The sequence below is a fragment of the Candidatus Hydrogenedentota bacterium genome (genome assembly GCA_035416745.1).
Taxonomy (GTDB): domain Bacteria; phylum Hydrogenedentota; class Hydrogenedentia; order Hydrogenedentales; family SLHB01; genus UBA2224.
Genome location: DAOLNV010000003.1, coordinates 22,120 through 41,866, shown reverse-complemented (window position 1 = coordinate 41,866; position 19,747 = coordinate 22,120). Strand labels below are relative to the sequence as shown.

The window sequence follows — 19,747 nt, the reverse complement described above, 5'->3', positions numbered from 1 at the left end:
ATTCTGCCCGGAACGCGGCACTAGATGCCTTTCTCCAGGAATTTCTTGCGCTGTTCCTCGATGAACCCTCCGCCGCTGACGTGCACGCTGCGGAAAATCGTAGGATTGATGCCCCGAGCCTGCAGACGCTCGACGGCTTCCGCATGCACGGCCCAGAGACAGTAGGCGCCAGCCATGCCGCTCATGGGACACATCTTTTCGCCGTCCTTGACCTCCACGGCCGCGTCGCCGAACGGGGCGCAGTTATCGAGTGCGACATCGACCACATCAAACAGTTTCTTGCCCGAAGGATGGGCTGCATCGCATCCGCGCATCTGGGCGGAGGACGAGATGCCGATAGTCGTGATGCCCCGTTCGCGGCACTGCAGCGCGGTTTCGATGACGTTGGGGGTGCGGCCCGAGTTGGAATTGATGATAAGCACGTCGCCGGATTTAAGGAGACTGGTGTCGAGCGCCAGCGCCACCGTGCGCGCTTCCAAAGCGGCCAGTTCCGCCTTGGTACGTTCCACTTTCCGGTGGTGAAGAGGGTTCTCGAGGTTCAGCGCATAGGAGAAGGGCGCGATTGTCATGAGCCCTCCGGCGCGGTTGAAAGCCTCGTGCTTCAGCATGTGCCCGGTATCCATGACACACAAAGCGCCGCCCCCGGCAAGACTTGAGGCAATCGCCTCCGCTGCGTTTTCTATGGCAGCTCGTTGTGTGGAGCGGATCTCTTCAAAGACGCTGCCCGCCGCGGCAAAGAAATCATCCAGGTATCCCATCAAGAAACTCCCTGTCTTTGTTTTTCAATCACCTTGAGTATCCCTTCCCCCGGTTCCGTCACCACGGGGAAGAGCTTGAATTCGATTCCGCTTCGGCGAAGAACCCGCCTGAGCGGTGTCAGTATGAGCGCGCCCCCGTTGAACACGCCGCCTGTTAATACGACAGGCACTGGCCTCTCGGTTATTCCCGCGCGCCTGACCGTAGCGACGATGGTATGACCTAAGGCGTGCCCCGCGCCGCGGCAAACGGCCCTGGCAACCGAATCGCCCGCGCGCGCCGTTTCAAATACTACAGGCACGCATGAGGCGACCTTCGGCCCGGACACATGCCCTCCCGGGTCGCGAAACTTGTAGATCTCCAGGATGTGGCCGATCCCATAGAATGCGCACAGGGCCCGGGTAAGGGCCGTTTCCGGCCCCCGGCCGTCGTTCTCGCGCATGGCGGCCGCAATGGCCTCGCGGCCGATCCAGTAGCCGCTGCCTTCGTCGCCGAACTGGGGCCCGAAGCCGCCGCACCCGGCGCCCAGCCCCTCTTCGTTGAGGGCCACGCATCCCGCTCCCGTGCCGGCCACCATGCTGACGCCTGAGGAGAGGTCGTGACACGCCAAGGCGATTGCCGCCTCCGACGTGAAGACAAACTCGACAGCGCCAAGGACCTCGCGAACAAGCTTCGTTACCAGTTCCTGCACCATGGGGGCCGCCAGACCCACAACCGTGACGCGACCGCACGCATCATCGGCGGTTTCCCTGATGTTCCGGAGCAGGACGCGCATTCGCGAGGCATAGGCCTCGTAGTCCGGCGCCTGCACATACAGGCTGGACGAGGTCCCGCCGACTTCCCGGGCCAGGACTTTCCGGTCCGTATCCGATAAATAGAGACGGGTCTTGGTCCCGCCTCCCTCGATGGCAAGCCACAACTCTTTCTTAGTTTCTGACATTACGATGCTTGTTGACCCTGCAGAAACCCGCCTGTCCGTACGCCGTCCCTGACAAAAGCGGCATTGTAGGTGCGGACCACGACGATTTCAACAGATGGCGTAGAGGAAATCGACGATAGCGGCGGCGGACCAGTGAAAGTCGGCAATCACGCCAAACCCTACGCCGCCGGCGCTTCCCGGCGCGCCTTTCCGAGGCAGGTCGGGAGGCATTGTCTGTCCAAAGGGGTCGTAACATTCGTGAATACAGCCTGTCCTCCTGTACCACCGCGCCACTTCGTCGACACTTGTGCGGGCCAGCAAACGGGCTTCTTCAAGAAAACCATAGTGTTCGAGTGCATAGAAGAGGAGCAGGTTGATGTTGAGCCATGTGCAGCCGCGCCATAAATCGGTAGCGAACGACTCTTCATCGCAAGCGACTGTAGGCACGGGGAAGAGCGGCCAGAACTCCGCCGGGCTCAGCAGATGCGTTCGAAGCGCCTCTGCCCGGTCATGGTCCGGAATATGGCCATGCAGAGCCAGCAACCCCGCCGCCGTCTTCACAAGGATGGGCTTGCCGTTTTCATCGAGATCGTAATAGAAGCGGTCTTCGTCGTCCCAAAGAAGTTCGTTTACCCTTTCCACGATGGCCTGTTCCCGGCGGCGCCACTCGGCCTCATCATCGGAATGCCCCAGCTTCTTGGCGATCTTCTGCATGACCAAGTACTCGGCGGCGAGATAGCTGCAAAGGTCGACGGCTGTCATCGCGGCAGCCTGGTCGAAGCGAGGACTGTTGTCCATGCCCGACTCACCGCCCCGGGCGGCCTTGACAGGATCTTCGTCGGTGCGGATGTACCACCCGTAGAGTCCATTGGGATTCTTGCGGTTTTGTTCGAACCATTGGAGGTAACGTGCAAGGCCGTCGTAGACGCGTTCCAGGAATTCCTCGTTTTCCGAGCGTTGAAACAGTTTCCACACCGCCCATGCGACAATGGGCGGTTGCGTATCGTGTTCCGCCAACTCTATCTTGCCCGGGTGAACGGCCAGGGCCAGCTTGCCGTCCGCATGCTGCTTGGCGAACAACGCATAGATGGCCTCTTCGGCAAGCTGCGTCGAAACGTGCCGCGACCCCACCGCATGAAAAGCGGAATCCCACAGCCACATGCGCCGGTGTGGCATCCGGTCAGGGGTGGTCCACCGGCAGGGGATATCCTCCTGGGCGCTTTCATAATTCGTCTTGATGACGCTGAGCGCCTTGTAGAAGATCGGCTCGTCGGTGCTTGCCATGCGCGCAGGCAACCGGGCAGAGGTGTAGAATTGCAGCCGGGCCTCGATAACGGCGTTGAGGTCCGCAACGAGGGTGGCGCGCGCCCGGGCGAGCGCTTCTGCCTCATTCGCGCAGGAAATCGCGATGGCGAAGGAACGGATTCTGGCTGGCTCACTCTGCGCAACCGCGACCCAGCACCCCCTTCGCGCGACACTGAATTCAATCTTGCCCGCGCAATTGTCACCCGGCAATTCAAGCTCCGGCGGAGGCAGGCCGGCGCCCGAATTCATGTCAATGGACAACAGCATGGAGGAGCGGTCGCGAAACGCTCCCCGAAGCCGGCCGCGTGTTTCCCCGGCAACGACGGGAAAGTCCCAACAATCGGAAAAACAGAACGAGCCCGCTTGAGGCATCGGGCGAAGAGGCGCCTCCCCACACTTCGGACGCACTATCAGCCGCGGCTCCAGCCAAAAATCCCAGCCGACATCATCGGTCGTGCCTGATGCGACGAAAGGCTCACGAAAACAGGTTTTGCCGTCTACCCCCGAAAAGGCAAACAGCCCCCCTGACGGCCAGACATTCGCATAATCTGCCATGTTTGCCCTTTTCCCCTTTTAAACACTGCCCCCTTACACGCTAATGGTTGGGTTTGTAAAATACAAGTCAAGCGATCCGTTCCAATCGCCGGGTAAGAACCGGCGAAACGGGTGCGGCGCCATGCGACTGGCGGGTCCTCATTAGCCGGGATTCTTCAGCGCCAGCGGAGCGAAACGGAATACGGGCGCGCCGATCTTATCCCATGCAGGGTGAATCTTGAAATCCAGCCCGGTGCCCCGAATGGCAACGTGTTTACGTTGCATCGTTTTACATTATCCGGCGATTGGTAATATGCCAGGTACGGGGTGGCGGCCCTGAATTTGGCTGCCGCGAAAGGCATCGCCGTTTTTGAATCCATTCGAACATTGGCCTACCATGGACGGAGCGGACGTTCCTGCCGCAGGCGGATGGTTCACTTGCGGCAACCGTCAATCGTGACGAAAAGGTGCCACTGTGATGAATGCTGAAGAGGTTAAACAACGGTTTCAACAGGCAGCCGCCTTGTTCCAGGCCCAGCAGTACGAGAATGCGCTTCAGGTGTTGGAACAACTGGACAACGCCGTTCCGAACAATTCGGACATCATGTACTTCAAGGCGCGTGTTCTAGGCGTCTTGAGCCGCATTCAAGAAGCGGCGGCGTTGTGCGATAGGCTGACCGCGCTGGGCGATCCCCGCGGCGGGCAATTGAAGGCTGCTCTGAGTGTTGCGCCATCCGGACCGCCCCCCTTTCCGAGTCCGCAAGACCAGCCTGCGGCTGGCCCCCCTCCACTTCTGCCCGGACAGGACATGACGGAGCCGTCGTATCTGCCGCCGCGGTTCGCGGCGGGGCGCGGAAGCAACAAGAGAATGAATATCATTGGCTTCAGCCTCATGGGCGCGTTGCTGTTGGCTGCATTGGTTGTGGTGATTGTGCGCGGCCGCGGAGGCGAGGAAGAAGAGACCCTTCCTCCGCAGGCCCCTGCGGGAGAGCAGCTGGCTGCCGCTCAAACGGAGGCCTCAACGGAGGCCGCCACGCCTGAAACTGCCCCGGGCGAAACGACTGCCGCTCCCGCTGCCGCGGAACAACCTGCGCCGCCCGCCGCTGGAGCTGAGTCCACCCAGGCCTTGATGGCCAGGCTCGAGGGGATGGCGCCTGCCGAGCAGGCCAAGGCGATGGCGGAGATGGACACGGCCCAACTGGCGGAATTGATGAAGATACAGACGGCGACCGTTCTCGAAATGATGGAAAAACAAGCTGCTACGCCGCAAGCAATACAAGTTGCGGCCCAACTGCGCCAGCAGTTCGAGCAAACCGATTTTATAGCTGCAGCCAAGATGACGAAGGAACTACTGGCCCAGGCTACCCCTGAAATGCTCGCGCAAATGGGCGCGTCTTCATTCACGGGCAGCGAGCCATCCAGCGATTTGATGACGAATGACATTATGAAGGGGTTAAATCTGGATAAGGGTGTACCACCTGAGACGCCCGAGAACGCGGCACCTGGGGAGACGAACACAGCAACAGAGGCCGCAGCCCCCGCGGAACAACCCGAAGAGCCTCCCCAAGAGGCCGAGGAGGCCCCAGAAGAAGTGCCTGCGGCCGCCCCAAAGGAACCAGCCGGGGAAGCCAAGCCGCAACCTGAAGAAGAGGAACCCGTCAAGCCGGTGTTCGGAAAGGAAGTGGCCAGGATAATCGAGTTCCCGAAAGACGAGAGCCTGGGTTCGCTATTCCTGCGCAGGTCGGGGGTGTTGGAACGCGAACCATGGGAAAAGGTCGGAGAGGCCAAAGGGAAAATCGGGATCCCGCCGAATCAGGACGTCAAACTCCAGATGCAGACCTATCACGTTGGGCCGCTTCTTAAACTCGGGCCCGACGATATCCAGGTGCTCAGCCTGTGGAGCGTGAAAGTCGGCGACGAGAATCTTGAACCCGTCAAGCACTTGACGGGACTGAAAGAACTCGACATCCGGCAAACGAAGATCACTCAGGACGGGTGGCGAAAGCTTCAAGAAGCCCTGCCGAAATGCCGGGTTCTTTACTGAGGGCACGGCGGCCTTGTATCATCTGCCAAGCTTTCCCGGCGCCGCGTTCGAGCGGCCGGCGGGGAAACGCCGCGCACAGAAAGGACGAAAGAAATCAATGCGTGCATACTATTGCCCGGGGACCCATTGGGATCGCGAATGGTACGAGCCGTTTCAGGAATTCCGCATGTGGCTGGTGGAGCTTATCGATGACCTGTTGGACCTTCTGGAGAAGCGGCCCGAATACAGGTGCTTTCATCTCGATGGTCAAGCGGTAGTGCTCGAGGACTACCTGCTGGCGCGCCCGGAGAACAAGGAGCGCCTCATCACGATGATGAACGCGGGCCGCATTCTGGCGGGACCCTGGTACGTGTTGCCCGACGAGTGGCTGATCTCCGGCGAAAGTTACATCCGAAACATCATGAAAGGGCGGGCGGTCTGCCGGGAACTGGGCGTGCCCGCAATGAATTTCGCGTACACTCCGGATCAATTTGGCCACATCGCGGCGCTTCCGACAATCATGACGGGGCTAGGGCTTCAGGCTGGCATCTGCTGGCGGGGAACGCAAGACGAAAACTATCCCGCCCTGTTCCAGTGGATAGGTCCGGACGGCAGCAGAATGCCCACCTACAAACTCCGCGACGACGGCAGTTATGCGCCGTTCCTTTTCAAGTTTCGCAACAGGATCGAAGGCGACGAGCTGGACAACAGCCTTTTCACAGAGCACTTCGAACCATATCTCAACGAGGAGCGCCAGCGGAGTGACGTGCCGCTCGTGCTGTTGTTGGACGCCATCGACCATTTCCCCGCCGACGAACGGAGTATCGCCATCCTGGAGAAACTGAAAGAGCGGTATCCCGATGTCGAGTTCGTATGGGCGTCGCTGGAGGAGTTCGGACGGGACATGGCCGCTCATTCGGCAAGCATGCCCGAACGGACGGGCGAACTGCGGGAACCGTGCCGCGCTTCCGGCCGCGGAGGCCAGTACTTGATCGTTCATACCATCTCGTCGCGATATCCCCTCAAGAAAGCCAACGATGAATGCCAAGTCCTCCTTGAGCATTGGGCAGAGCCGCTGGCGCTCGTTCTGCGGATGCAGGGGGCACAGCCCAACCTGCGCTACCTGGACCTGGCCTGGGAATATCTGCTGAAGAATCACCCGCATGATTCGATCTGCGGATGCAGCGTCGACCAGGTGCACCGCGACATGTGTTTCCGTTTCGATCAGTGCCGAATGCTGGCGGACGGATTGGTCCGCCGGGCCACTGCGGCCATGGGCGGCGCAAGCGAGTCGCGCGACGCCCTCGCCCACGTGGTGATTCACAATCCTTTGCCCTTCGAACGCAAGGGGGTCTTCGACATCGCGTTGCCATTCGCCAGAGATTTCGCGCCGAAGTACGTCGACGGATTAACGACGGGCGAGGCGATCAACCGCTTCCGGCTCTTGGACAAGAAGGGCAGGCCGCTCCCCTGCCAGCTTACAGGCATAGAACATGATACGCTGCACAAGCGTCTGAGATCTGACGGAAGACACCACAATTTCGGAGGCGACGTGTATCGCTTGGCAGTGGAGATGACGCTGCCTGCGTGCGGCTTCACGGGGCTCCGCGTGGAACCTACGGAGGAGTCCAACCGCAATTTCGGCAGCCTTCTCTCCGGACCGATGACGGCGGCCACCGAACGCTTGAGTTTGACGGTGCATCCCGACGGCACGGCAGCGCTGTCCGACAAGGCGAGCGGCATGACCTGCGGCCCGCTGTTTCTCTACGAAGACACTGGCGACAGCGGCGACGGATGGACGCGCGGACAATTGACGAACGACATCGCCTACAAGTCTCCCGGCACACGTGTCACGACGGCCCTCGAAGAAGATGGCCCCTTGCGCGCCGTGTTTCGCGTCGAGCGCGAGTTCGAACTGCCCGCCGCGATGGACCGTAAGACGCGCAAACGGTCAGACGGCCGCGTATGCTTGCGGGTAACCGACCGCATCTTCGTCACAAAGGGGTCCCCCTGCGTGAACGTGAAGACGCGCGTGGAGAACACGGTCCGGGACCATCGGCTGCGCGTGCTGTTTCCCACCCCCATCAAGACCGGCATATCGTTCGCCGAGACCCCCTTCGCAGTGGTCGAGCGCGCCATTGATGTCCCCGCGGAAGCAGCGTTGTGGCATGAGCGGGTGAATCCAGAGACGGCCTTCACCCGGCTCTTCGGCATTCAGGACGGCCAGAAAGGGCTCGCCATTCTTTGCCCGGCGGGGTTGCACGAGTATGAGGTTACCCAAACGCCTGAACGCGCCTTGTCGTTGACGCTATTCCGGTCAACACAGCAGACCGTGGGCACGCCAGGACAACCCGACGGCCAACTGCTCGAACCCATGGAATTCGACTACCTCGTATACCCGTTTGCGGCGCCCTTTGATGCTGTGGCGGCATTACGTATCGTACAGGAGGCGCAAACAGGGATCCGTACCCATGAAGCGGAATCCCTGCCAGACGACGTTTCCTTCTGCCGCCTTGAAGACAACGCGGCTGTCGTTACCGCACTGAAACCGGCAGCCGACGGCAACGGAGGCATCCTCCGCTTGTGGAATCCCACTGACGACAACGTGGCCGAGACCGTCTCTTTCTCCAAGTCGCTGAATGCCGCGCACGTCTGCAATCTCGCCGAAGAGCCCGGGCAAGCGCTGACCCTGAAACACGGAAAACGTTTTACGGTGCAGGTGCCCGCCCGCGGTCTTGCAACAGTCCGGTTCACCTGGTGAGGTCTTCCTGACGCGATTGAGATTCCCCTCCGCGAACGGAAGCGCGAGCGACATAGCCATGGAGAGGTGGCGCGGTCCCGCCCTATAGGCCGATCCAAGCGTCTGGCGCAAAATCGCCGGTCACATGCTCGCCAGGACACGAACTCGGCGGCGGCCCGCGACGGCAATATCTTTCCGTATCTACAAATTTGAATGACACGGCCGGATTTCATACAATCGCGTAGCATCTGGCCGAGCTCTGGACAGTTTTGTGTTCAATAAGCGAGTGATACACCGGAGGGAAGGAATCATGCCAGACAGTCCCCCGGGGCGAGATAGACAATATGAACGCAGTGAACTGGCGCTGCTCTTCGATATCAGTCAGATCCTCGACCGCAGCATGGACTTGCGCGACGAAGTCGGGTCCATCCTGAAGGCTCTTGCGAAGCATACGGGCATGGTCCGCGGCACCTTGACGCTGCTGAACCGGGAGACCGACGAGATCCTCATCGAGGAAGCCCACGGTTTATCTGCCAAACAGCGCGAACGAGCGAGGTATCGTCCCGGCGAAGGCGTGACCGGCAAGGTGGTTCAGACCGGCCGCGCCATGGTGATACCCCGGATCTCGGAGGAGCCCCTTTTCCTGGATAAAACGAAGGCGCGCAGCAACATGCGTAAAGACGAGCTTGGCTTTGTGTGCGTGCCGATCAAGATCGACAACGAGGTAGTGGGCGCGTTGAGCGCCGACAGGCTATATCTCGAGCCGGTGTCTCTCGACGAAGACCTGTGGATGCTGAGCATCGTCGCGAAGATGATTGCCCAGGCCGTGCGGCTGCGGCGCGCGGCCCTCGAAGAACAGCAGCGTCTCATAGACCAGAACAAGCGATTGCAGCAGGAATTGGAGGAGCGCTATCACCCGGCCAACATTGTGGGAAATTCGGGCGCCATGCAGCGGGTCTACGACCTTATCGCCCAAGTGGCCAAGAGCGACACGACGGTGCTTATCCGGGGCGAAAGCGGCGTGGGCAAGGAACTCGTCGCACAGGCCATTCACTATAACAGCCACCGGGCGACGATGTCGTTCATTAAAGTGAATTGCGCCGCGCTGCCGGAGTCGGTCGTAGAAAGCGAATTGTTCGGTCACGAGAAAGGGGCTTTCACGGGCGCCATCCGGGAACGCAAAGGACGTTTCGAGCTGGCTAACGGCGGCTCGATCTTCCTCGACGAGATCGGAGATCTGACGCCGGCCATGCAGATTCGTCTGCTGCGGGTACTTCAAGAACGGGAATTCGAGCGCGTGGGCAGCACGGACACGATAAAGGTGAACGTCCGGGTGATCGCCGCCACGAACCGCGACCTCGATATGCTGATGGAACAAAGCGCCTTCCGGCAAGACCTCTATTACCGGTTGAACGTGTTCCCTATCCATCTGCCACCGTTGCGGGAACGCAAGAGCGACATTCTCGACCTTGCCAATTTCTTCGTCGAGAAATACAGCAAAGCCAACGGCAAGAACGTGCGCCGTATCTCGACTCCAGCTATCGACATGATGATGAGCTACCATTGGCCCGGGAATGTCCGGGAGCTGGAAAACTGCATCGAACGCGGGGTCCTGCTGACCAATGACGACGTGCTCCACGGCCACCACCTCCCGCCTACACTGCAGACCGCCGAAGCCAGCAATACCGTCATAACAGGCACCCTGGAAAGCACACTCGATTCCGTAGAACACGAGATGATCGTCGAGGCATTAAAGAATGCCCGCGGGAACAAGGCACGCGCCGCGCGCGCACTCGGGATCAGCGAGCGCATCATGGGACTCCGCGTGCGAAAACACGGCATCAGCACGAGAGCGTACCGCCCCGCCCGCCACCGGTCGTAACCCGGCCCGTCACACCGAAGCACCCAGAAACCCGTCCCCCGGGTAATTACTTGACAACTTCGCGCCTTCCGTATAGGATTCCAGTAGGGGGATCAGGAACCCTTGGGGAGAGGACCTGAACATTTTGGCACGGTTTTTGTGTACTATATGAGCGTTATCAAGCTGGCTTCGGTTGGTTGGAAAATGGAGGGATCGACTGTGAAACATGTCAAGCATGTAACAAGAACAGTACTTGCGCGCGCCAACGCGTTCGAAGATGCTATCTGCTATGGCGGCCAGATTCTGGCCGACCTGCTAGGCGCTTTCGGCGGCGCCTCACCGATTCTTGACTATTTGACGGAAAAATGCGAGATACCGCTCGAAGAAGAAGTGTGAACCAGGTCACCTCAGGTCTTCTTACGCTGCGTTTAGTATGATTCTTCCTGTCAGCCGTTCACACGGCATCGGCGGGAAAGTGTAGTTTTGTCGCCCAAGACATAGGGGAAGCAGCCATGAACGGCTGCTTCCCTCTTTTTGTGCGCCATAAGACATGATTCGATTCTCGGCTTAGCAGACGACCCTTATCAACCTGATTGGCCGCAATATGATTAGCGGACCGGCGATTGAAGTTCACTCGGCTGCCTCACCTGCTGAATGAGAGCGCCAAAAGCAGCCGAAGACGCAAGAGAGGGTGACGGTCCCGGGCTCGCGCGGCGCGGGGTCGGCTTCTGTTTCCTGTGTGCCGGGGCGGCGCGCAGCAGCCCTGGAAGCCTCTCGAAGCTCTACAAATCGGCGCGCGTGCATTCGCTCGTATTCGGTAACTTGCGTTATGGTTTTCAGCGGCATATACTTTATTTGTGTTTCTTTTCACGAATTTGCACCGAGAAGGCACGCGAATAGGATTGGAGCGGAGTTGCACTGTCTCGTTAAGTTGTTGTAGACTCGACTCCTACCGTGCGACATCACCGGAGTAATGACGTGCGCCAGATGACCGCCACGACTGCGCGGGAAGGCGCGCGAAGGGAATGCGCTATGGCGCGTTCCCGTTTAGGCTTCGCTGTCCCGCAAAACAGCAATGATAGCCAGTAGACAAAGGAAGACGGATGCTTGAGGGTCTCGTAATTGCCGCATTGATCATGGCGGGGCTTGGTGTAATCCTGTCAGGAATGGTGGCTATCGCGAGCAAGAGCCTCTACGTTTTCGAAGACCCCCGTATTGACGAAGTCGAACGAATGCTGCCGGGCGCGAACTGCGGCGGATGTGGCCAGGCGGGCTGCCGCGCCTTTGCCGAAGCCATCGTGAAAGGAAAGGCACTTCCCGGGCGGTGTCCGGTAAACAGCAAGGAAATGGTCGAGAAAATCGCCGCGTACCTTGGCGTTGATGCAGGCACGCTGGTCCGGCGGGTGGCGCGTCTGGCCTGCGCGGGGGGCAATAACGTTGCGCGCCAGATGGCCACGTATTATGGGGCCGAAACGTGCCGCGCCGCTGCCCTGGTGGCCGGAGGCGGGAAAGGGTGTGTCTGGGGTTGCCTGGGATATGGCGACTGCCGAGACGTCTGTACGTTCGACGCCATTGTCATGAACGAAAACGGGCTTCCCGTCGTCAACGAGGACAAATGCACGGCCTGTGGCGCCTGCGTGGCAGAATGTCCCAAAGAGCTCTTTATGCTATTGCCGGTCAATCAGCGGCTTCTGGTGGCCTGCAAGAACGAAGCGCGGGGCGGGGACGCCGAAGCAGAGTGCGCGGTGGCGTGCACGGGCTGTGGCCGGTGCGCGATGGACGCCCCGAATAACATGATCTCGATCGTGAACAATCTGGCCCGCGTGGATTATGGCAAGTGGCGGCCCGACTGCAAGGCCGCCATCGAACGCTGCCCAACGGGCGCGATTGTCTGGATGGACAGGGACCTGGGCGCCATAAAAGGCATCCAGGCAAAGCACATCACCCGCAAGAGCCCTCTGCCTATCGGCTGAGCAGACCGTGCGAGGTGAGTGCCCGTGTCCCTTGGACCCAAGCCCGCGTGCGCGAAAGACGCGCATCGAATACGGCGAGGGGGTGTGGGAATCGAATTGCGGTCAGCTCATTTGAACTGACGGTTATTGGCGAAGTTGAGACTGGTTTGGTTAACGACACACACAAGGGTTAGGACATGAAAGACGCCAAGGAGACTACCAAGTATCCGGGAATTCGCGAAGCCATGGATGGAAACACTGCCGTCATCATGTGCGAGCGAGAATCCAGTGACGCCGCAGGCGCGTACCCCATCACCCCGTCCACGCAGATGGGTGAATACTGGGCCGAGGCTGCCGCGGCAGGGCATATCAATGTTTCGGACCGCGCATTGATTTTCATCGAGCCGGAGGGCGAACATGCGGCCGCCGCGGTGACAGCGGGCCTGTCCATGGCGGGGTTGCGTTCGTGCAATTTCTCGTCGGGCCAGGGCATCGCCTACATGCACGAGTCGTTGTACGCGGCCGTAGGCAAACGCCTCACCTATATTCTCAACATGGGCTGCCGCGCGATGACCAAGTCTACTCTGAACGTGCACGCCGGCCACGACGACTACCATGCCGTTGACGATACCGGATTCTTCCAGGTATTCGGCAAGAACGTTCAGCAGGTGGCCGACCTCAACATCATCTCACATAAGATCGCCGAGTTGGCCCTGAACCCCGGTATCGTGGGACAAGACGGATTCTTGACCACGCACCTCATCGAATCGCTGCTACTGCCCGAGCGAAAGCTTATCGAAGAGTATCTTGGACGTCCGGACGACATCATCGATACCCCCACACCGGCGCAGCGCATCATCTACGGCAACAAGCGCCGCCGGATTCCCCTCCTGTGGGACGTCGACAACCCCGTAATGGCGGGCACGGTGCAGAACCAGGACGCATACATGCAGAGCGTCGCGGCGCAGCGTCCGTATTTCTTTGACCACATCGCCGACATCGCCGACGAATGCATGGCGGAATTCACCCGGCTTACAGGCCGCGAGTACAAACGCGTTCTCGCGCACGCCATGCAAGACGCGGATTATGTGCTTATTGGCCAGGGCAGCGTGGTGCCTAGCATGGAAGCGGTTGCGGATTACCTTCGCGAGACGCGGGGCATCAAAATCGGCGTGATCAATATGGTCATGTTCCGGCCTTTCCCGTCGGACATGCTGACGCCCCTGTTGAAAGGCCGCAAGGGGGTATGCGTCCTCGAGCGCACAGACCAGCCTCTCGCGGAAGACTTGCCGCTCATACGCGAAGTGCGCGCGGCGATCAACAAGTGCGTCGAGAACGCCCGGAGCAACGGAAAGAAAGTTCCGTATCCTAAGCACGACACGTACAGCAAACCGGCCGACGTGCCTCCGCTGTACTCGGGCTCGTACGGGATGGGAAGCCGCGATCTGCAGCCGGAAGGCATTATAGGCGCCATTGAGAACATGCTGCCTGACGGCAAACAGAAGAAGATGTTCTATCTGTCGATCGATTTCGTCCGGGACAAGGCCTATACCCCGAAACAGGAAGTGTATCAGCAGCAGATCCTGGAGTCGTATCCTGATGTCAAGGACCTGGCGGTGCACGGCAGCGAGAATCCCAACCTGCTGCCGAAGTCCAGCATCACGGTGCGTTTGCATTCGATCGGCGGCTGGGGCGCCATCACAACCGGCAAGAACATTGCCATGACTCTGTTCGACCTGCTCGGCTATCACATCAAGGCTAATCCCAAGTACGGTTCAGAGAAAAAGGGCCAGCCCACCACCTATTACCTCTCGGCGGCGCCCGAACCCATCCGCGTGAATTGCGAGTATTTCTATGTGGACGTGGCCCTCTCCCCCGATCCCAACGTGTTCAGCCATTCGAATCCGTTGGCAGGGCTCAAGAAGGGCGGGGTGTTCATCATCCAGAGCGAACTGGACAGCCCGGAACAGGTCTGGAAGGAACAAATTCCATCCCGCTACCAGAAGGTCATCGTCGAGAACGATATCCATGTCTTTTACGTGGACGGATTCAAGATCGCGCGCGAAATCGCGACCGACCCCGAGTTGCAGTTCCGCATGCAGGGTATCGCGTTCATGGGCTCGTTCTTCGCGGCATCGCCGATTATGAAGCAGCGCAACCTGTCGGAAGAGGCCCTGTTCAAGGCGATCGAGGACCAGTTGGAGCACAAATTCGGCGCCAAAGGCCGCCGCATAGTCGACGACAACCTCAAGGTTGTGCGCCGCGGTTTCACCGAACTGGTTGAAATCAAGAACAAGACGGTGCTCGAGGGCGATGCAAAAGCCATCCGCAAGGAACCGTCGGTGCCGGTAATGCTCAAGCGCCAGCCCAAGGGCGACGCGCCATTGACCGATATCCACCGTTACTGGGAACAGACCGGCCACTTCTACGCGACCGGCCGGGGCAACGACAACCTGACCGACCCGTTCATCGGCATGAGCTGCATTCCCGTGGCGTCGGGCGTCTTCCGCGACATGACGAGCATCCGTTTCGAGCACCCCGTCTGGGATCCCCAGAAGTGCACCGCGTGCGGCGACTGCTGGTCCATCTGCCCGGATTCGGCCCTGCCAGGTCTGGTGAATACCATCTCGGATGTCTTGGCGACGGGCATCAAGAAGGCCGAGGAAGCCGGGGCCCGGTTCCAGCACTTGCCGAAGCTGGCGGGCACTATCGAAAAGAAGCTGCGGTCGGCCATCGGAGACAATGTGGCTGCTGACGTCACGGCGCTGCTGACCCAGGCAATCGAAGGGACCTTGGCCGAAAGCACCCTTACGGGCGACAAAAAGACCGAGCTCGTGAACGAAGCGGCCGCTCTGATGGACGTACTTCGTCCCTACAAGTTCGGCATCAGTGCTCCGTATTACACGCTTAAGGAGAAGTCCAAACCGGGCAGCGGCGGCCTGCTTTCGATCACGGTTGATCCCTACACCTGCAAGGGCTGCATGGAATGCGTGCAGGTCTGTCCCGCCGACGCCCTCCACGTGGTCACGCAGACGCCTGCATCGATCGACGAACTGCGCCGCAACTGGGACCTCTGGCTGGAATTGCCCAATACGAAGCCCGAGTACATCCGTATAGACAACCTTGAAGAAGGCATCGGCGCGCTCGATACGCTGTTGCTCGACAAAATCAACTACAAATCGATGGTCGGCGGGGACGGAGCATGCCTGGGATGCGGCGAGAAGACCGTCGTGCACCTCTTCACGTCGGTTGTCGAGGCGCTGATGCAGCCGCGCGCGAAAGCGCATGTCGCGCGTCTTGACGACCTCATCGAGCGCCTCGAGAAACACATCCGGCTCAAGCTGGCCGAACAGGTCAATGTGAGCGATACGGACGCCATGAACAAGGCGCTGACCTCGCTTCACGGCAAAGATTTGACCTTGGCTAACCTTACCGCGGCGCTCGAGGAAGGCAAGGTCAACAGCACCATCGACAGCGAATGGCTCAAGACGGCTACCGACATCCTGGCCAAGCTCAAGCACCTCCGGTGGGAATACACCACAGGCGTTACAGGACGCGGCCGGTCAAGCATGGGCATGATTAACGCAACGGGCTGCACCTCCGTGTGGGGTTCCACCTACCCATTTAATCCGTATCCGTTCCCCTGGGCCAATCATCTGTTCCAGGACTGCACGTCGATGGCGATGGGCGTGTTCGAGGGCCATATGGTGAAGATGGCCGAGGGTTTCAAGGCCATTCGCAAAGCGGAGATGGAGCTGGCCGGCAAGTACAATGCGAAAGAACACGAGGAGTTCTTCCGCTACTTCAACTGGCGGGATTTCACGGACGAGGAGTTCGCTCTGTGCCCGCCGGTAGTGGCAGTCGGCGGCGACGGCGCCCTTTACGACATCGGCTTCCAGAACATGTCGCGCCTGATGATGAGCGGCAAACCAGTGAAGGTCATGTGCCTTGACACGCAGGTGTATTCGAACACCGGTGGCCAGGCCTGCACGTCCGGTTACTTCGGCCAGATTTCTGATATGGCGCAATTCGGCAAGGCCATCCAGGGCAAGGAGGAAATCCGGAAAGAAGTAGGCTTGATCGCAATGGCGCATCGCACGACCTACGTGATGCAGGGTACCATCGCAAACGTCGGCCACTTGCTCGAAGGATTCGTGCAGGGGCTGACCACGAGGCGGCCCGCCCTGTTCAACTTGCACAGCCCCTGCATGCCGGAGCATGGCATCGGCGACGACGTGGCCAAGTACCAGTCCATCCTCGCCGTCGAGTCCCGGGCATACCCCGTTTTCCGGTACAATCCCGACCTGGGACAGAACCCGGCGGACGCTTTGGATCTCGAAGGCAACCCGGCGCTTGACGACGATTGGCCAACCTTCACGCTGAGCTACGTCGATGAAGCCGGCAAACCCGGCACAATGCAGATCCCGCTTACGTTCGCGGACTATGCGGCCACCGAGAGCCGGTTCCGCAAGCATTTCCGGAAGGCGCCGCAGGATACCTGGAACGAAGGTATGGTGCCCATCGCCGAGTTCATCAACATGAGCGCGGAAGATCGCGAGGGCCTGTATCCGTATGTGTGGGCGGTTGACAAGAAGAACCGCTTGTCCCGCCTTATCTGTTCAAAGTCCATTGTAGAATCGGCCGAAGACCGGCGTAACTTCTGGCGCTTGCTCAAGTCGCTCACGGGCGCCGATCAAAAAGTCGATGTAAACCAAATAGCAAACCAGGCGCGCGCAGACGTAGTGCAGAAGATCACGGCCGGGTTGCTCCAACTGGCTAACGGCGGCAACCTGTCGCAGTTCCTGTCGGCCCCCGCCGCGGCGCCCGCTGCGGCGGCGGTTTCGAGCGGCGAGGGAGACGGCGGCGCCTCTGCGGAGCGACAGGCGGTCCCTGTATCTGCGGAAAGCACGCCCAAAACCACGACTGGAGGCGGCATGGAACCTTTCTTAGACTCGAATCAGTGCACCGGGTGCGGTGAATGTGTGCTCATCAACCCGGCGATGTTTGTCTGGAACGACAAGAAGCAGGCCCAATTGGGCGATTACAAGGCCGGAACGTTCAAGGACATGGTCAAGGCCGCGGAACGGTGCGCGGCGAAGTGCATCCGGCCCGGCGAACCGTGGGATCCCAATGAGAAAGGCGTCGACAAGCTTATAAAACGCGCCGCCAAATTCAACGAGATGTAGCAAACGCGGGCGCGTCCCCCGAGAAAGTGGGGCGCGCCCGCATAACTTTTTCCTGGTACTCATGAGCGTATTGACTTTATTGGGTCTTGACAAAACCTTCTCGCACGGGGTGCATCCGCCAGAATACAAAGGCCTGACGGCGCACAAACCCGTCCGGCGCATGCCGTTTGCGAGCGAGATGCTCGTTCCGCTTTCACAGCATACGGGCGCGCCGGCCAAGCCCATCGTGCGAGAAGGCCAGGAAGTCGTCAGAAGCGAGCCGATTGCGGAGCCGGGTGGATTTGTGTCGGTGCCTATGCACGCACCGGCAACGGGACGGATCGCCCGGATCGGTTTGGCCCGCGACGTCCGGGGCGGCATGTCGCCCGCCATTTTCCTGCAACTGTACCCCGGTGAAAGCCAGGAGATCCTCTATGGGGCTCCCGTGGACGTGGACCACATGTCGAACGAGGAAATCGTCAAGGCCGTCCAGCGCACGGGGGTAGTCGGCCTGGGCGGGGCCGCATTCCCCACGCATGTCAAGCTCGCGGTCCCTGAAGGGAAGAGAATCGACAGCGTAATCGTCAACGGGTGTGAGTGCGAACCCTATCTGACCACCGACCACCGGCTCATGGTCGAACAGCCCGAACATGTCTACGAGGGCATTCGGGTGGTCCAACGGGCGTACAAGGCCGAGCGGGTCGTCGTGGGCATTGAAAACAACAAGCCCGACGCGGTGGAAGCCATGCGGCGCGCCAAACCGGACGGCGAGCCCATTGAGGTGGAATCCATCGAGACAAAGTATCCGCAAGGCGCGGAGAAGATGCTCATCAAGTCGCTGTTGAACCGCGAAGTGCCCTCCGGTGGTCTTCCGATGGATGTGGGCGCGTCGGTATTCAACGTGGCGACGCTGGCCCAGATCGGCGAGCTTTTGCCGATGCAGCAGGGCCTGATCGAGCGCGTCATCACCGTGACGGGTCCGGCGGTGGGCAACCCCGGCAATTACCTCGTCGCGCTGGGCACCCCGATACGTTTCGTACTCGAGTGGTGCCGCTATCGCGGCGAGGACGCGTCGGTCGTGATTCTGGGCGGCCCGATGATGGGCGTCGCGGTTCCTTCGCTCGACATCCCTATTACCAAAGGCGTCACGAGCATCCTGGTGCTCGACAAAGCAGAGGTGCAGAAACGCAACCGCAAGGAATACCCCTGCATCCGTTGCGGAAGCTGCCTCGACGCCTGCCCGATGCACTTGAATCCTTCGCGGCTGGGCCAACTGGCCCGCAAACGCACTTTCGACACCATGGCTGACGCGTTCAACCTGATGGACTGCTTCGAATGCGGCTGCTGCTCGTATGTGTGTCCATCGAACATACCCCTGGTTCAACGGTTCCGGGTCGCCAAGGCCATCATCCGTGAAAGGAAGGCTGCTTCGTGACGGGCATCAAGCCGGGAACATTCGAGATTCGGACGTCGCCGCACATCAAGGCGGCCGTGACCACCGACGTGATCATGCGCAACGTCGTATACGCCTTGATGCCCATTTGCGGGTTCGCCGTCTGGGCGTTCGGGCTGAGCGCGCTGGCGCTGGTGTGTACGACGACGGCCGCTACCGTCATCACCGAACACCTGGTATGCAAGATATCGAAAAAACCGACCACCGTCGCCGATTTCAGCGCCGTGATTACGGGCATCCTTCTGGCCCTGACCCTTCCCCCCGGCATCCCCCTGTGGATGGGGTTTGTGGGCGGGGTAGTCGCTATCCTGCTCGGCAAGGCCCTCTTCGGCGGGTTGGGATTCAACACGTTCAACCCGGCGCTGGTGGCGCGCGCGTTTCTCCAAGCTGCTTTTCCCGTAGCCATGACGCAATGGGTTCCGGCGTTCGTGGATGGCCGTTTCAGCCAGTGTATTCCCACCACGCTGATACCGCCCTTTCTCAGCCCCAACATGAGAGCTGACGCGATGGCCGGCTATCTCGCTCAAGCCAGAATAGACGGGTGGAGCGGCGCCACCCCCCTCTCCCTCATGAAATTCGGGGGAAAAACCACCGCAACCATGGACCTCTTCACCGGCATGATTCCGGGGTCTACGGGCGAGACATGCGCCATCCTTATTCTCCTGGGCGGCGTGTACCTTGTTGCCCGGGGCATGATGAACTGGCGTATTACCGCGGCGATGCTCGCCTCGGCCTACGTGTCCAGTTGGCTTTTCTGCCTCGCCGACAAGACGAGTCCCACGCCCGCGTTCATGCTTTTTTCCGGAGGCCTGATGCTCGGGGCCGTGTTCATGGCAACCGACATGGTGGCCTCACCCACCACGCCCCTCGGCGTCTGGATATACGGCGCCCTGATGGGGTTTCTGACAATCCTCATTCGCCTCAAGGGCGGTCTTCCCGAGGGCGTCATGTATGCCATCCTGTTGGGTAACGCCGTATCGCCCCATATCGAGAATCTCACCCAGCCTCGGGTGTTCGGAACCAAACGAATCAAGAAGGC

At 60.1% G+C, this 19,747-nt stretch carries 12 protein-coding genes; 8 read left to right on the top strand and 4 right to left on the bottom strand.

Going from position 1 to position 19,747, the window contains the following annotated elements:
- Positions 1-20: 20 nt before the first annotated feature.
- The 4 genes from PLJ71_02105 to PLJ71_02090 all read right to left on the bottom strand — a co-directional run bounded on the left by PLJ71_02105 (position 21) and on the right by PLJ71_02090 (position 3,799).
- Positions 21-758 carry a sugar isomerase domain-containing protein gene (locus PLJ71_02105; protein HQM47446.1) on the bottom strand — a complete coding sequence of 246 codons (738 nt, stop codon included), beginning with the start codon at positions 756-758 and terminating at the stop codon, positions 21-23.
- Complete coding sequence (locus tag PLJ71_02100; GenBank protein ID HQM47445.1) at positions 758-1,696, bottom strand: BadF/BadG/BcrA/BcrD ATPase family protein; 939 nt, start codon at positions 1,694-1,696, stop codon at positions 758-760. Before PLJ71_02100 ends, PLJ71_02105 begins: the two co-directional genes overlap by 1 nt.
- An 87-nt stretch (positions 1,697-1,783) precedes the next feature.
- Positions 1,784-3,535, bottom strand: coding sequence for a trehalase family glycosidase (locus tag PLJ71_02095; protein ID HQM47444.1), 1,752 nt, complete (start codon positions 3,533-3,535; stop codon positions 1,784-1,786).
- 141 nt (positions 3,536-3,676) lie between these two features.
- Positions 3,677-3,799, bottom strand: coding sequence for a hypothetical protein (locus PLJ71_02090; protein ID HQM47443.1), 123 nt, complete (start codon positions 3,797-3,799; stop codon positions 3,677-3,679).
- A gap of 193 nt (positions 3,800-3,992) precedes the next feature.
- Between PLJ71_02090 and PLJ71_02085 the strand changes: the two genes are divergently transcribed.
- The 8 genes from PLJ71_02085 to PLJ71_02050 form a co-directional block, all read left to right on the top strand.
- Positions 3,993-5,558, top strand: coding sequence for a tetratricopeptide repeat protein (locus PLJ71_02085; GenBank protein HQM47442.1), 1,566 nt, complete (start codon positions 3,993-3,995; stop codon positions 5,556-5,558).
- 97 nt (positions 5,559-5,655) lie between these two features.
- Positions 5,656-8,298, top strand: coding sequence for a glycoside hydrolase family 38 C-terminal domain-containing protein (locus PLJ71_02080; protein HQM47441.1), 2,643 nt, complete (start codon positions 5,656-5,658; stop codon positions 8,296-8,298).
- Between the two features lie 289 nt (positions 8,299-8,587).
- Entirely contained in the window at positions 8,588-10,159 is a 1,572-nt protein-coding gene (nifA, locus tag PLJ71_02075) for a nif-specific transcriptional activator NifA (GenBank protein ID HQM47440.1), read from the top strand.
- Positions 10,160-10,357: 198 nt separating this feature from the next.
- Positions 10,358-10,534 (top strand): hypothetical protein, encoded by a 177-nt coding sequence (locus PLJ71_02070; GenBank protein HQM47439.1) that lies wholly within the window; start codon positions 10,358-10,360, stop codon positions 10,532-10,534.
- Positions 10,535-11,241: 707 nt separating this feature from the next.
- Complete coding sequence (locus tag PLJ71_02065; protein ID HQM47438.1) at positions 11,242-12,111, top strand: RnfABCDGE type electron transport complex subunit B; 870 nt, start codon at positions 11,242-11,244, stop codon at positions 12,109-12,111.
- Between the two features lie 176 nt (positions 12,112-12,287).
- Positions 12,288-17,276: a 2-oxoacid:acceptor oxidoreductase family protein gene (locus PLJ71_02060; GenBank protein HQM47437.1), complete on the top strand. Its 4,989-nt coding sequence runs from the start codon at positions 12,288-12,290 to the stop codon at positions 17,274-17,276.
- 61 nt (positions 17,277-17,337) lie between these two features.
- A complete protein-coding gene (gene rsxC / locus PLJ71_02055) occupies positions 17,338-18,690 on the top strand; it encodes an electron transport complex subunit RsxC (protein HQM47436.1) in 1,353 nt (450 codons plus the stop codon).
- Positions 18,691-18,764: 74 nt separating this feature from the next.
- A partial coding sequence (locus PLJ71_02050; protein ID HQM47435.1) for an RnfABCDGE type electron transport complex subunit D occupies positions 18,765-19,747 on the top strand: 983 nt, incomplete at its 3' end.

Excerpts from the sequence above, each read along its gene's own strand:
- PLJ71_02105 (HQM47446.1), bottom strand. The coding sequence starts at position 758 with ATGGGATACCTGGATGATTTCTTTGCCGCGGCGGGCAGCGTCTTTGAA.
- PLJ71_02100 (HQM47445.1), bottom strand. The coding sequence starts at position 1,696 with ATGTCAGAAACTAAGAAAGAGTTGTGGCTTGCCATCGAGGGAGGCGGG.
- PLJ71_02095 (HQM47444.1), bottom strand. The coding sequence starts at position 3,535 with ATGGCAGATTATGCGAATGTCTGGCCGTCAGGGGGGCTGTTTGCCTTT.
- PLJ71_02090 (HQM47443.1), bottom strand. The coding sequence starts at position 3,799 with ATGCAACGTAAACACGTTGCCATTCGGGGCACCGGGCTGGATTTCAAG.
- PLJ71_02085 (HQM47442.1), top strand. The coding sequence starts at position 3,993 with ATGAATGCTGAAGAGGTTAAACAACGGTTTCAACAGGCAGCCGCCTTG.
- PLJ71_02080 (HQM47441.1), top strand. The coding sequence starts at position 5,656 with ATGCGTGCATACTATTGCCCGGGGACCCATTGGGATCGCGAATGGTAC.
- nifA (HQM47440.1), top strand. The coding sequence starts at position 8,588 with ATGCCAGACAGTCCCCCGGGGCGAGATAGACAATATGAACGCAGTGAA.
- PLJ71_02065 (HQM47438.1), top strand. The coding sequence starts at position 11,242 with ATGCTTGAGGGTCTCGTAATTGCCGCATTGATCATGGCGGGGCTTGGT.
- PLJ71_02060 (HQM47437.1), top strand. The coding sequence starts at position 12,288 with ATGAAAGACGCCAAGGAGACTACCAAGTATCCGGGAATTCGCGAAGCC.
- rsxC (HQM47436.1), top strand. The coding sequence starts at position 17,338 with ATGAGCGTATTGACTTTATTGGGTCTTGACAAAACCTTCTCGCACGGG.